Origin of the sequence: Pontibacter ramchanderi (assembly GCF_002846395.1) — a bacterium.
Classification (GTDB): Bacteria; Bacteroidota; Bacteroidia; order Cytophagales; family Hymenobacteraceae; genus Pontibacter; species Pontibacter ramchanderi.
On sequence record NZ_PJMU01000002.1, the window covers coordinates 336,650 to 350,755 of the forward strand.

A 14,106-nucleotide genomic window follows, 5' to 3' on the forward strand; every position below is an offset into this window, starting at 1 on the left:
CCATTTAACAACCAACAATTAACAACCAACAATTAACAACCAACAATTAACAACCAACAATTAACAACCAACAATTCTAACTTGAAACCAGTTGCTATACCTTGGATCGGAAAATACAGCAGTGCGCTGACGCTGATGCGGGTGCCGTTTTCGGTATACCTGATGCCGGTGTACTGGTTTGCGCTGAGCGTGGCCGGTGGCTATACCTGGTGGCGGGCGGTGGCTGTGTTCCTGATTCTGCACGTATTCGTATACCCTGCCAGCAACGGTTACAACTCATACCACGACCGCGACGAGGGCAGTATCGGTGGGCTCCGGCAACCACCCAGGGTTACGCAGGAATTGTATCATCTTGTGCTGCTCTTTGATGCGCTGGCTCTGCTTTTCAGCTTTTTCCTATCGCCAATTTTCGCACTGGCGGTCGCGCTATACCTGCTAGTGTCCAAAGCTTACAGTCACCGGGGGGTTCGTCTTAAGAAGTATCCTGTCATCAGCACACTGGTGGTGACGGTCTTTCAGGGAGCCTTTACTTTTCTGATGGTGCAGGTAGGGGTTGATCTGGACATACAACAGATTCTTCAGCCAACTAATAGTTGGTTCGCTCTGGTAAGTACGCTCTTTCTGTGCGGTTCCTATCCGCTCACTCAAATTTACCAGCACCACGAAGATGCCGAACGCGGTGACAAGACACTGAGTTTACTGCTAGGTATACGGGGCACTTTTGTGTTTTCAGGTATAGCGCTTGGCTTGGGAGCAGCACTTCTGATCGGGCTATACCTGATGCTGGGGCAGATTTACAACGTATTGGTTTTTCTGCTCTGCACCGCGCCCATCACTTATTACTTTTTGAACTGGGTACGGCGGTCGTGGCAAGATCCTGGGGAGGTGAACTTTGAAAACACGATGCGCATGAACAAGATCTCGTCGCTCTGCATCAGCCTGGCTTTCTTCCTGATACTTCTGCTGCGCTTCGTACGAATCAACTGATTACCAGCCCTATCGGCACGCTATAACTCCATACCCTGATTCCGTATAACAGCAAAAAGCGTTTCCTTATGAAACTTCTCTACGCTGTAATAGGTGGGCTTGCCGCCACTGCCGCCATGACGGCTTTCCTATACCTGCTATCCTTTGCGACGCACCGTGTTATGAAAGTAATCCGGATACTGGGCACCATGCTCACCAACCGCACCCAACCCGACGGTTCGCTTTCACAGGCAACCAGCACTAAGGTGTACGGCACCGTAGCGCATTACCTGGTCGGGATTATTTTTGCACTCTTCTACATCGCGCTTTGGCATTCCGGTGTCGGGCTCATCAATGCTTCCTGGGGTTTCCTGTTCGGCCTGGCGCATGGCCTGATCGCCATGTTCCTCTGGTACCTGTTTTTCCTGGTGCACCCAAGGCCACCCCTTATAGCACTCCGCACTTACCTCATCACACTCGTTTTTGCCCACATCGTTTACGGCCTGGTGCTCACTTATACTGTGTATCTCTTGGATAAGCCAGATTATCCTTTTTGGAGCTAAAGTTGAGTGAGTGATTGAGCGAATGAGTGATTGAGTGATTTATGATTTTTAAATGAGTGATGGAGTGGGTGAGTGATTTTAATTAATTACTCATAGATTTTCGGGCTTTGGCCATGATGGATAGCACTTCGTTAAACTCCTGCTTAAGGGCTTGAACAGATTCTGCTGATGTCGTACCGGATTCCTCCAGAAGTTCAAGCTAAAACAAGCTTTCGTCAGCTTCTTCTATCACGATGCTAAGCTTCGAATAAAATTCTGCAGATGATCTCGCTCTACACGCTGCTCTATAGGTAGCTGCAACTGAGGTAGCAGAACGAAGCAATTGTCGCTTCATAATAGTAGCTTCCTCCGTTTTCGGTAGTAGTTTACTGAATTTGATCACATCTAAGGCAAGCCGCTTTGTGCGCTGCCTGAAAAGCTCAGCAAATTGCTCTTTTGGTAAACGTTCGTTACTCACAGTATTCTAAATTGATTACCTGTGAAAATCAAAAAATCACTCATCTAGTTCATTTCCAAATCAGAATAATAATTCATTCAAAAAAATCAAAATCACTCACTCATTCATTCGCTAAATCACTCAATCAACTTCGATATAAAAAAAGAGCCCTGTTGCTTTGAAGCAACAGGGCTCTTTTTTTATATCGAAGTTCTACCCGTTCATCGAGATCAGGAACTCTTCGTTGCTCTTGGTTCCCTGCATTCTGTCTTTCAGGAATTCCATGGCTTCCACGGAGTTCATATCGGACATAAACTTGCGCAGAATCCAAATGCGGTTGAGTTCGTCGCGGTCCATGAGCAGGTCTTCGCGGCGTGTACCGGAAGCAGGCACGTCGATAGCCGGGTAGATTCTGCGGTTGGCCAGTTTGCGGTCCAGCTGCAGTTCCATGTTACCGGTACCTTTAAATTCTTCGAAAATCACCTCGTCCATCTTAGAACCAGTGTCGATCAGGGCCGTGGCGATGATAGTAAGCGAGCCACCGTTTTCTACGTTACGGGCCGCACCGAAGAAGCGCTTCGGCTTGTGCAGCGCATTGGCATCCACACCACCCGACAAGATCTTGCCCGATGAAGGCACCACGGTGTTGTAGGCACGCGCCAGACGCGTAATAGAGTCGAGCAGAATCACAACGTCGTGACCGCACTCTACCATACGCTTGGCTTTGTCCAACACAATGCTCGAAACCTTCACATGGCGCTCGGCTGTTTCGTCGAACGTGGAGGCGATCACCTCCGCTTTCACGCTACGGGCCATGTCAGTTACTTCTTCCGGACGCTCGTCAATGAGCAGGATCATCAGGTATACTTCCGGGTGGTTTTCAGAGATGGCGTTGGCGATCTCTTTCAACAACACGGTTTTACCTGTTTTTGGCTGCGCCACGATCATACCACGCTGGCCTTTACCGATCGGGGCAAAGAGGTCCAAAATACGGGTTGAAAGCAGGTTTGGCTTGGTAGTCAGCTTGAGGCGCTCTTCCGGGAAAAGCGGCGTCAGGTGCTGGAAAGGGATACGGTCGCGGATTTCCTCTGTCGTACGTCCGTTCACAGAATCCACCTTCAGCAGGGCGAAGTACTTCTCCCCTTCTTTCGGCGGACGAATCTGCCCTTTTACCGTGTCACCTGTCTTCAGACCGAACAATTTGATCTGCGAAGGAGACACATAAATATCATCTGGCGAAGCCAGGTAGTTGTAGTGCGTCGAGCGTAGGAAGCCGTAGCCGTCCTGCATCAGTTCCAACACACCTTCGTTTAGGATTATTCCGTCAAACTCGCGGAAGTTATTACTACTTGCTGCTGCATTCTGCTGCCTACGCTGGAAGTTGTCGCCGCCACGGTTCTGGTCGTTGCGGTTACCTACCTCAGGGCGCTGCTCGCGTTGCTCAGCACGGTTTCCAACTTCAGCACGCTGCTCACGGTTATCCGGACGATTGTCGTTGCGCTCGTTTCTTTCGCTGCGCTCAGGACGCTGTGAATCAGTTCTTTCAACGCGCTCTGTGCGCTGCTCAGTTCGCTCAGCACGCTCCGGGCGGGAATCTGTGCGCTCTACACGCTGCTCCCGCGGATTAGCTCCTTCATTGCGGTTTTCGCGACGGGCCGGCACGCGCTCGCGCTGCGGGCCATGGTCTTTTGCTGGTGCTGCCTGTGGTACTAAAGTTGGGTTGGGCTGCTCGCGGCGGGCTGCCTCTCGCACTGGTCTTGGCGCAGCTGAAGCTTCGGCTACAGGAGCCTCTTGCACTTCGTTTATAATAATTGTGTTTTCAGTAGCTTCGGTTTCGCTGGCGGCTGTGCTGGAAGAGGATTTTACTTTTTTGGGCAGTTTTTCGGGAGGGGTAATGGCTTGCTGGTCAAGGATTTTGTAGATCAAATCCTGTTTGCTAAGTTTTTTAAAATTCTTAACACCCAGGTCCTCTGCAATTTCCTTGAGTTCTGAAAGAAGCCTATCTTTCAATTCTTCAATTTTGTACATAAATGTGGTATGGTAGTTAAATTAACCTGCTTGGCACCCTTGGGCGAACGCAGCGAGAGCTTTACTTATAATTCGGAAAATGAATGAATGCGATAGAGTTTTGTGAGGCTCAGGAAAGGGCCTGCCATAAATTGCACTGCAATGTTATTGCAATGCTTATTAATTAACAAATATTAGCGGGGAATTTGTCGAAAATGTTTCAGTATTTCTTTAAAAGATTTCGCAAATGCCGCTTACAACCTAAAAAAGTATATTTTTGCAGCTATACAAAGACCAAAACTATGCTACAGCTAAACGTTTTAAGAGAGCAGACAGAGCTGGTGGTAGCTGGACTTACCAAAAAAAACTACAAAAACGCCGCCCAGGAGGTGGAAGCGATTGTAGTCTTGGACCAGCAGCGCCGACAGGTGCAGAGCCAGCACGACGAGCTGCAGGCCCGTGCCAATGCCATCTCAAAAGAGATCGGTATACTGATGAAAAGCGGGGACCGCGAGAAAGCCGAAGCTTACAAAGCAGAGACATCCGAACTGAAGCAGCAGACCAAGTCGCTGAGCGAACAGCTGACTGCCATCGAAGAGCAAATACAGCAAGCACTATATAAGTTGCCAAACCTGCCACACGCCAGTGTTCCGGAAGGCAGATCGGCTGAAGACAATGAAGTGGTGCTGCAGCATGGCGAAATCCCGAAACTGCACGAAGGCGCCCTGCCGCACTGGGAGCTGATTCAGCAATACGACATCATCGATTTTGAGCTGGGCAATAAGATTTCGGGCGCCGGTTTCCCGGTATACAAGAAGCAGGGTGCCCGTCTGCAGCGCGCCCTCATCAACTTCTTCCTCGACGAGGCGATGAAAGCCGGCTACATGGAGGTGCAGCCACCTATTTTGGTGAACGAAGCCTCTGGCTACGGCACCGGCCAGCTGCCTGACAAGGACGGCCAGATGTACCATGCCACCGAAGACAACCTATACCTGATCCCGACGGCCGAGGTGCCGATCACGAACATCTACCGCGATGTGATTGTGCCGGCCGAGCAATTGCCGATCAAGAACGCGGGCCATACGCCGTGCTTCAGAAGAGAGGCCGGATCGTGGGGTGCCGATGTGCGCGGCCTGAACCGCCTGCACCAGTTCGACAAAGTGGAAATTGTCCAGATCACGTTGCCAGAGAAGTCCTACGAAGCGCTGGAGGAAATGAGCAGCTACATCCAGGGCCTGCTGCAGAAACTGGAGCTACCCTACCGTGTGCTGCGTCTTTGTGGCGGCGACATGGGCTTCACCTCTGCTCTTACCTACGACATGGAGGTATACTCTACCGCCCAGAACCGCTGGCTGGAAGTGAGCTCGGCCTCTAACTTTGAGACCTACCAGTCTAACCGCCTGAAGCTGCGTTACAAAACCGAATCTGGCAAAACACAGCTGCTGCATACGCTCAACGGTAGCGCCCTCGCCCTACCGCGCATTGTAGCCGCCATCCTGGAAAACAACCAGACCCCAGACGGTATCAACATGCCAAAGGTGCTGCACCCATACCTGGGTTTTGAAAAAATCTCCTAGATTTTTTCAGATTTGAGAATGGGGGATTTGGAGATGTGGAGATTTGAAAATCTGGAGATGATAAGAAGTCTGTAATTTGACACCCCAATTCACATTTCTGAATCGTCATCAGGAATTGGCTCAGTAATTTATAATAAACAGAAGCGCCGCTGAGTAATTTCAGCGGCGCTTCTGTTTTCAGGTATGGAGACATCTTCACATCCCTCCATTTCCAAATCTTCAAATCTATAAAACTACCCAAACTGCTCCAGGTACTGCTGGTAATGGTTTTTAAGCTTATACTTCTTAAAGATACTGGTTCGCACCTGCTCTATTGCCTCAACCGTGATCTCTTTCTGGTGGAGTAGTTTTTCCAGAGGTCGGGCAGCCGGTTCTCCCACTCCTTCGTCTAGCGTTGCTTTTTCATACTCCTCCAGAAATTCAGGCGACAGGTATAGCTTGTTTTTCTGTATGGTAATACAACCCGTAGCTATCAGTTTCTCCAATCCTGCCGTTACTTCTTCAAGCGAATAAACAGTACCATCCACGGCGTCACCCATCAGCAAAACATCCTGCAGCGTAGCGCCACCCTCACCTCCGGTCGCCAGCAACAATGCATCAAGCAGTTGAGCATCCGATTCCTGCCATGTCAAATTGTATTTCGCCATCTCTTCAATTAGTCAATTGATTAGGCATTTCGCCCAAAAACTATATAATATTATAACTATATTTGATCTCACAAATTTACCTCAAAATCACCTCGGTTTCCTACACCATACCTAATGAACCGCAAAAATAGTTGTATCACTCTGCTTCTCTTTCTTTTGCTGCTTTCGGGATGGTCGTCTTCCTTGGCGCAGTCCAAAGGCTTCATTGTGCAAGGCGACACGGCTTATACAGACGGTTATATTCAGTTTGACCGGCGGAAGCCTTTTCAGATTGAGTTCCAGCAAGCCAAAAAGAGCCCTATTGTAACCTATGCTGCCCATGAGCTAACGGCATTTGGCTACATCGACAGCACCCGGTATACGGCACGCCAAGTTGAGTACTTTGGCGAAAAGCGCATGGTGTTCCTGAAACAACTTACCGCAGGTGAGCTGAACCTGTATGAGGTGCACGGCGAGGGAGGCAAACAGTTCTACCTCGACAAAGACAACCTCAGCCATCTCACAAAGGAGAATCTGCAAACAAGCCTGCAGCAATATGCCGCTTACTCATATTCCTGGCAAAGGCAGCTTCCGCGTGTCAGGTTATCTGAGCAGTCCCTGCTCTACTTTGCCCGTAATATTAACAAAGGTAAAAACCCCAGAATGTCTATGCTCAGTTTTGGTGCCCTTGCCAGTCTCAACCGCTCTACAATGCAGGTAAGATCCAATGCCTTCCCTAAGAATGAGTTTGGAGAGTACAGCATGACATCAGAAAATACAGAGGCGGGGGTATTTGTAGAGGCGCCTGCCTGGCAAGTGAACAACCTGAGCATGATCAACCAACTGACTTATGGCAAAATGGCTTACACCACTACACGCATCAGTTCTTCGTTGGATCAGCACATCCAACTGTCTCTCGATTTCCTGAAACTGTCGGTTATCCCGCGCTATTACCTCAATGCCCATAAAGCCTCCTTTTATGTAGAGGCTGGCCCAGAACTGTTTTATGTAGCAGAGCAGTCCAGCAACATGCTCGAGGCAAAGCACCACAACAACACCACTTCCATACACGAGCATAACGATGTGTTCCAGTTGCAAAGAGCTAGTTTCGGCATGGCAGCTGGCGTGGGCTTGCAATATTTCTATTTACCGAGACACTACATCAATCTTGGTCTTGGCACCGGCCATGTAGTGGGCAAGGGCTACTCCATTAACAACCTTTCTACCTCTATTCGAATCAATCTATGAGGCTGCTGAGATTATTGCCGTTTGTATTTTTGTTGGTGTTACTTTATGGTTGTGCCGAGGAAAAGGATTTCCCTGAGGCACAAAGTTACCCTATCATCAGAACGCTGGAGGCTATACCTGACAGCATCGGAACAATAGTCAGGGGCCAAATTGTAAGACTTGGAAGAGAGCCGGTGACGGAATACGGGTTTGAGTACAGTGCTTTTGGGGATACCAAGAAGGTTACAAAGCAGGTAGTAGGCACTACTGCCAGCACCGGCGAGTACGAGGCTAAGTTAAACAATAATCTTGTTAAGGGCTATACCTATACCCTACGGGCCTATGCGAAGCACGGCCAAAACACCACCTACGGTACTTCCTTATCGTTTAAAAGCCAGAGCACTGCGATACCGGCCATCCATTCCTTCAGCCCAAAGGCAGCCGAAGATAACAGAACTGTCACCATTTATGGGAAGAACTTTGGGGAAGAGAGCTACCTGGTTAAAGTGACCATTGGGGACGCAAAGGCAGATGTTATGTCGGTGCACCGCGACAGTGTCATAATCCGCACCCCGATTGTGCCTTACTCGGGAAGTTTCCCGCTTTCCATGACCGTGCGCGGTGAGCATGTCACAGCAAAAGAGCAGTTTGAGATCATCGGACCACACATTAGCCACCTCTCGGCAAGCAGTGGAAGGCCAGGAGATGAGCTGATCATCTATGGTAAAAACTTAAGCTACTCTGGTTTTGGTACCTATGTAACTATCGGAGGGCAAACAGCTAACATCCTTTCTCAGACAAATACTTCGATCAGGGTACGAGTGCCCATGGGCACCCCCAACACCTACGATCGGGCACTGTCAGTATCTGTATACCGGAGCAGCAAGACAGCCGTTCTGCCTTACTCGTATACACTGCAATCTGGTTTTACGGCGGCTTCCAGTCTGCCCACCACTACAGGAGTTTCGTCAACCCGCTTACCCTCTTTTGTGGCCGAGGGCAAAGCCTTCTTTTTCTCCTTTGACCGGGTTATCAGCCATACCATTGCATCCAGTCTATGGAAAAATGAAGGTATGTTTCCGGGCATTCACAAGTACAACAGTATCTTTGAACGGGTAGGAGACAAAGGCTATCTGATAGGCGGCAGAAATGGCAACATGTTTTATGGCGATGTTTGGGAATATGACTACCGTCAGAACACCTGGACCAAGCTAAAAAGTCTTCCTTTCGCTGTACATAGTGCGACAAGCTTTGTGCTGAACGGTAAGATTCATTTCTTTGGCGGACAGAATAGCAGCAGCACCGTAAAGGTATGGCAGTATGACCCGGCCACGGAAACGGTTGTGGCGCTGAATAACTTCCCTGTCAGCACGTCGGGTGGGTACAGCTTTGAGAGCAACGGCACAGTGTATGTGATGCTGGGCATAGTACTGTGGGCCTACAATGCGCAACAAGACAGCTGGTCGCAGAAGGCCTCGCTGCCTGGCCTCAGCAGTTTTACCAACACACAGGCTTATACCTACCAGAACGAAGGCTATGCCATCGCGCTGAGGGATGAATACGCCCTCTACCGGTATGACGCCATCAAAAACGGATGGACGAAAGTAGCCTGGTATCCCGGATGCACCAGTACTGCCACTTTTTACGGCTTTGCTTCTGAAGACAGACTTTACATTGGCACAGTGGGCAGTTGCTCTTACACTTTATACTCTTATGAGGAGCCCTAAGCCTTACTGCCTCAACTGACAACTGACATTATTATTTATTTACAATTTACCAATCAGAATGAACTACAAAAACAAAATTGCCAGCCTTTGCATCCTGCTGGTCGCTCTGCTTTTATCCCCTACCCTGAGCCAGGCACAAAAAGTAAAATCCAAACCAGCCAAAGCGAAGACCACTGCCCAGGCGCCGTCTACGGCTACTACCAAATCTCTCCTCTGGGAAGTTAGCGGCAACGGCCTGAAGCAACCCTCATACCTGTACGGCACCTACCACCTGCTCAACGCCAGCTTCCTGAACACAGTGCCTGAAGTGATGGAGCGCTTTATGGAAAGCCGCGGCCTGGTAGTGGAAACCGTGATCGACTCGGCTAAGATGATGCAGCTGGGTACTCTGATGGTGATGCCGAACAACAAGCTCTCGAACCTGCTGACCAAGGAGGACTATGCCCTGGTAAACCAGGAAGTGAAAGAGCAGTTTGGATTTGAGCTGAGCATGGCCGACCAGATGAAGCCAATGACGCTGCTGCTGATGCTGTCGCTGAAAGAATACCAGCGCGTGGAAGCACTTAAAAACTACACCGGCGAACCGATGGATGGCTACTTTGCCAACTACAACAAGAAGAGCCAAAAGAAAGTGAGCACGCTCGAGACTATGGAGCAGCAGTTCGGCTTCCTTTACAACCACCACCCGCTGGACAAGCAAGCGGAGCAACTCGTGGCTTACATCAAAAATAAGGACGCTGCCATGCAACTATCGAACAAACTGGTGGAGCTGTATCTTCAGAAAGACCTGCCCGGAATATGGGCGCTGACGCAGGAATACAACGAACTGACAGGCGGCGGTGACATGGCCTACATGACTGACGACCGTAACAAGGATTGGATGACAAAACTACCAGCCATCATGAAAGAGCAGTCTACTTTCATTGCGGTTGGGGCAGCACACCTGCCGGGCGAGAACGGGTTACTGCAGTTGCTACAGCGAGCCGGCTATACCGTAAAACCCCTGCAGTAAACTTATTCTTTAGGTATAGCTATACCTGAACCGAACGGCAGATATACCTGCTAAAAAGAGTATCGCCCGCACAAGTCTATACCTGCGCAGGCGATACTCTTTTTATACCTGATTTATTTATCCTTGGCTGCGCTATACCTTATAAGGCTGCTGCTCAATGGCACTGAAATCAATGTCGCGCATGCACTTAAAGTGGCCTTGAGGGCACTTGCTATACCCTATTTTGGAGCAGGGACGGCAAGGCAGCCCGTTTACTTCGAGCACCTTATACCTCGTCCGGAAAGGGTACATGCCGAACTCCGGTATGGTATTGCCCCACACGCTGATGATGTCCTTTTGAAAAGCCGCTGCAATGTGCATCAGTCCTGTATCGTGACTGACCACCTGCTTCGCCTGCCGCACCAGCGAAGCCGAACCGGCCAGGCTATACCTGCCGCAGGCGTTCAGGATAATTGTTGATTGTTGATTGTTGATTGATGCTGGTTCGAAATGAGCGGCGATTTCCTCTCCTACAGCAGCGTCTTCCTTACCACCGAGCAGAATGATGGGTTGCTGCAACTGAGCGCACAGTTCAATGATGCGTTCTGTAGGCAAGCGCTTGGTATAATGCTGCGCTCCGATAGCAAAAGCAGTATATCTGTTCTGGAAACCAACTGGTAACGTATTGATGTCTACTTCGGCATCGGCAGGTATAAAGTAATCCAGCCCTTTACCGTCGTCCTGTATACCGAGTGGTGCGGCTGCGGCCAAGTAACGGTCTACGATGTGCATATCGGGCAGGCGGTTCACTTTCAGGTTCACCATCAGCCACTTTTCGAAATTTAGCTTGTCGAAGCTTTTGGAGGACTTGCCCAAACGGGTTTTGATAATGCGGGTGCGTAGGTTGTTGTGCAGGTCTACCACAAAATCAAAGTTCTCGGCTTTGAGCTGTTGCACGAGTTCGCTCAGACTATCGCCCAGCGTATGCACCTTGTCGATGTAAGGGTTCGGCTCCAGTATACCTCTAAAAGCTTGCTTGGTGCAGTAATGTACCTCCGCATCCGGCACCTGCTGCTTAATGCAGCGCACCACCGGTGTTGTCAGCACAATATCGCCGATAGAGGAAAAACGGAGAATGAGTATTTTAGGCATCCGCTACTTAATCTTCTCCTTCCGCGCCTTAAAATAAGCTTCCACTTCCTCCACCGACTTTGCATTGAAGGCCATTTCTTTGGTCAGTCCGCCCTTGCGGCCGACCAGTACGCCATAGCGCATATCGTCGTAGCCGCTGGTGTGGTGGGCATCCGGGTTTATGCTCAGCATCACGCCTTTCTCCAGCGCATAGTGCACCCAGCGCCAGTCCATGTCGAGGCGCCAGGGGTTAGAATTGATTTCGATGATGACGTTGTTGGCAGCACAGGCATCGATCACCATTTTATGGTTGATCGGGTAACCTTCGCGGCGCAGCAGCAGTCGTCCGGTCGGGTGGCCCAGCATCGTTGTGTAAGGATTCTCGATGGCGGTGATCAGGCGGGCCGTGGCCTTCTGCTCGTCCATGTTGAGGTTGCTGTGGATGCTGGCCACAATGAAGTCAAACGACTTCAGGATATCCTCTTCGTAGTCCAAGGAGCCATCACCCAGAATATCGGACTCTATGCCTTTGAATATCTTGAACGGAGCCAGTTTTTTGTTCAGCTCGTCGATTTCTTTTTGCTGACGCAGCACATCGCCTTCGCGCAGACCACCGGCATAGGCTGCCGTTTTGCTGTGGTCGGAAATGCCGAGGTACTGGTAGCCCATGTCGCGGCAGTAAGTAGCCATCTGCTCCAGGGTAAGGGCGCCGTCAGAGTAGGTACTATGGTTATGCAGAATACCTTTCAGGTCGCCCAGTTCGAGCAGTTTCGGCAGCTTGTTCTCCATGGCCAGCTGCAGCTCATTAGTCCCTTCCCGCAGTTCGGGTGCAATATAGGCCATACCTGCCGAGGCGTAGATATCTTCTTCAGAACTATGACTGCTTTCGCGGGCCACGGTCAGCATGTTTTTGTTGGCAGCAAACACCTGGGACAAGTGCTCTGGCGAAGAAGAGCGTATGAAGCGTTCGTTCTGGAAATTGATCGGGCTGGCAAAGCGGATCTCAGTGGCCAATCCGCTCACGCTGTGCTTGCCGCGCCATACCATCGGGCCGGAAATTAGCTCGTCCTGCTGCAATTCGTTCAGTCTGTTCAGGGCTGCTTCTGCTTCGGTTGGCTTATCTGTACCAATCACCAGCTCCAGCTTCTCCACGATCTCCAGGCATCGTCGCACATCACCGGCCAGGGCTACCTCGGCCCCCGGCAAGGCTTGCTGTACTTGTTCTTGCAAAGTCAAAGCAGCGGGTTCAGCCTCAGCAAAAAGCAATTTGCCGCGGTTCTGCTGCGTGAACAGCAGCGCCTGTTTAATATTCTCCTGGGTCTTGGCACCAAAACCTTTCAGCTTGCTCACTTTATCCTGCTCGCAGGCGTCCAGTAGTTCCTCTACCGTTTCAGCGCCCAGCTCTTTCCAGAGAGTACGCACCTTTTTCGGGCCGATGCCCTTGATGCGCAGCATCTCCACCACACCCGGTGGCGTTACCGAAAGTAGCTGGTCCAGCTCCGTAAAAGACCCCGTTTCATTGATCTCGATCACGCGGGCGGCGATGCTCTTGCCCACGCCGGTGATACCTTCCAGCTCGGCCTGGCTTTTGAATGCCAGCGGTTCTTCCACCAGTTCCAGTGCCGCGGCACCGTTCACGTATGAGCGTACCTTAAACGGATTCTCGTTGTGCAGCTCCATGAGCTCAGCGGCCAGCTTGAACAGCTTTATGATTTTCTTATTTTCCAAGGCAATGTTGTGTATAAGTACAAAGATAGAAAAAGCCGCCATACCTTTGCCATACCTGTTCGGAGGCCTTTTATATTCCAGGGCTTCTATATAAATCAGGAAATACCTATCTTAGCTATCCATTTAGTGCTCTGAGTAAAGAGCCAACAAACTCAAAAATATGAAATACGCTTCGCTGTTATGCGTTTTGTGCCTCGTGCTGCTGGCCAACACCTGCCGCAAAAAGGCTGAGGCCGAACTCCTGGGCCAGACCTGGCTGCACTCATACGAAGAGGACCAGGACGACGTGCTCGTTTACCGCCCCAATACCTACGACTTTCCGCCCTCCAGAGGACGCACCGGCTTTACGCTGGAGCCGGAGGGTGTGGCCAAGCAGTACGCCATAGCTCCCGCCGACGGCCTGGAGGAGCACACTGGCATCTGGGAATACAAAGACAAGAACACGATTCTGGTTCACATCCAGGGAAACGGCCACCCGGAGCAACGCTATACCATGGAGGTGGTGTCGCTAAAAGACAGTGTGCTGAAAGTGAGAATAACGCCTGATGCGCAGGAGTAGTAACTGACAAGTACTTTAAAGGTAGCGCTTTTGCCAGCTTCACAGGTGGCTTTCTGATCGGTCTGCTCGTTGGCGAGCTGGGCATTTACCTGAGGCGCATCGGCCGGCTGTAGCCACAAGCCATTTAAATAGATCTTAAATTTCGATTACCTATACCTTACACATGCAATACTGGTTAGTAAAATCAGAACCGGAGGCCTATTCCTGGGCCAGATTTGTAAAAGAAGGTCGTGTCTGCTGGGACGGCGTTCGCAATTACCAGGCCCGTAACAACCTGCAACTTATGCAACCTGGTAACCTGGTGCTGTTCTACCACAGCGTGTCTGAGAAAGCCATCGTGGGCATCGCCAAAGTGGATAAAGCCGCTTACCCCGACCCCAGCGCCGACGACCCGAAGTGGATGGCCGTGGACCTGGTGCCTGAGCGTGCATTCAAGTCACCTGTAACACTGGACCAGATCAAAAAAGACCCACGCCTCGAGAACATTGCCCTGCTGCGCCAGTCGCGCCTGTCGGTGATGCCGCTCAAAGCCGAGGAGTTTGACGTGCTGCTCGCCCTGGGCAACTAA

General features: G+C 50.5%; 13 protein-coding genes. 8 read left to right on the top strand and 5 right to left on the bottom strand.

All coding sequences use genetic code 11. The annotated features are described in order from the left end of the window. Positions 1-81 precede the first annotated feature (81 nt). Positions 82-987, top strand: coding sequence for a UbiA family prenyltransferase (locus BD749_RS08280; protein WP_101443934.1), 906 nt, complete (start codon positions 82-84; stop codon positions 985-987). A 68-nt stretch (positions 988-1,055) separates the two neighbouring features. Beyond that, the gene (locus BD749_RS08285; protein WP_101443935.1) at positions 1,056-1,529 is read left to right on the top strand and encodes a hypothetical protein; all 474 of its coding nucleotides are present in this window, start codon (positions 1,056-1,058) and stop codon (positions 1,527-1,529) included. A 199-nt stretch (positions 1,530-1,728) separates the two neighbouring features. On the opposite strand, the gene BD749_RS19580 is transcribed toward BD749_RS08285, so the two are convergent. Together BD749_RS19580 and rho are read right to left on the bottom strand one after the other, a co-directional pair. Then, positions 1,729-1,986, bottom strand: a complete 258-nt coding sequence (locus BD749_RS19580) for a four helix bundle protein (protein ID WP_262502993.1) — start codon at positions 1,984-1,986, stop codon at positions 1,729-1,731. 192 nt (positions 1,987-2,178) lie between these two features. Next, positions 2,179-3,993 (bottom strand): transcription termination factor Rho, encoded by a 1,815-nt coding sequence (gene rho, locus BD749_RS08295; protein ID WP_101443936.1) that lies wholly within the window; start codon positions 3,991-3,993, stop codon positions 2,179-2,181. A 281-nt stretch (positions 3,994-4,274) separates the two neighbouring features. Here rho and serS point away from each other — a divergent pair, with 281 nt between their 5' ends. After that, the gene (gene serS, locus BD749_RS08300; protein ID WP_101444702.1) at positions 4,275-5,549 is read left to right on the top strand and encodes a serine--tRNA ligase; all 1,275 of its coding nucleotides are present in this window, start codon (positions 4,275-4,277) and stop codon (positions 5,547-5,549) included. A gap of 233 nt (positions 5,550-5,782) precedes the next feature. On the opposite strand, the gene BD749_RS08305 is transcribed toward serS, so the two are convergent. Next, positions 5,783-6,196 carry a hypothetical protein gene (locus BD749_RS08305; protein WP_101443937.1) on the bottom strand — a complete coding sequence of 138 codons (414 nt, stop codon included), beginning with the start codon at positions 6,194-6,196 and terminating at the stop codon, positions 5,783-5,785. A 114-nt stretch (positions 6,197-6,310) separates the two neighbouring features. Between BD749_RS08305 and BD749_RS08310 the strand changes: the two genes are divergently transcribed. Genes BD749_RS08310 through BD749_RS08320 form a run of 3 tightly spaced genes read left to right on the top strand, consistent with a single transcriptional unit; the run spans position 6,311 to position 10,141 of the window. Next, positions 6,311-7,423, top strand: a complete 1,113-nt coding sequence (locus BD749_RS08310) for an outer membrane beta-barrel protein (RefSeq protein ID WP_101443938.1) — start codon at positions 6,311-6,313, stop codon at positions 7,421-7,423. Next, positions 7,420-9,129, top strand: coding sequence for an IPT/TIG domain-containing protein (locus BD749_RS08315; protein ID WP_101443939.1), 1,710 nt, complete (start codon positions 7,420-7,422; stop codon positions 9,127-9,129). The genes BD749_RS08310 and BD749_RS08315 overlap by 4 nt, the downstream gene beginning before the upstream one ends. Positions 9,130-9,187: 58 nt before the next feature. Then, positions 9,188-10,141: a TraB/GumN family protein gene (locus tag BD749_RS08320; RefSeq protein ID WP_101443940.1), complete on the top strand. Its 954-nt coding sequence runs from the start codon at positions 9,188-9,190 to the stop codon at positions 10,139-10,141. Positions 10,142-10,273: 132 nt separating this feature from the next. Here the strand turns inward: BD749_RS08320 and BD749_RS08325 are convergent, their stop codons facing one another. Both BD749_RS08325 and polX read right to left on the bottom strand, forming a co-directional pair. Then, positions 10,274-11,272, bottom strand: coding sequence for a glycosyltransferase family 9 protein (locus BD749_RS08325; RefSeq protein WP_101443941.1), 999 nt, complete (start codon positions 11,270-11,272; stop codon positions 10,274-10,276). A gap of 3 nt (positions 11,273-11,275) precedes the next feature. Further along, the gene (gene polX / locus BD749_RS08330) at positions 11,276-13,021 is read right to left on the bottom strand and encodes a DNA polymerase/3'-5' exonuclease PolX (RefSeq protein ID WP_101443942.1); all 1,746 of its coding nucleotides are present in this window, start codon (positions 13,019-13,021) and stop codon (positions 11,276-11,278) included. 118 nt (positions 13,022-13,139) lie between these two features. Between polX and BD749_RS08335 the strand changes: the two genes are divergently transcribed. Together BD749_RS08335 and BD749_RS08340 are read left to right on the top strand one after the other, a co-directional pair. After that, positions 13,140-13,538 carry a hypothetical protein gene (locus BD749_RS08335; protein WP_101443943.1) on the top strand — a complete coding sequence of 133 codons (399 nt, stop codon included), beginning with the start codon at positions 13,140-13,142 and terminating at the stop codon, positions 13,536-13,538. A gap of 163 nt (positions 13,539-13,701) precedes the next feature. Continuing rightward, the gene (locus tag BD749_RS08340) at positions 13,702-14,106 is read left to right on the top strand and encodes an EVE domain-containing protein (RefSeq protein ID WP_101443944.1); all 405 of its coding nucleotides are present in this window, start codon (positions 13,702-13,704) and stop codon (positions 14,104-14,106) included.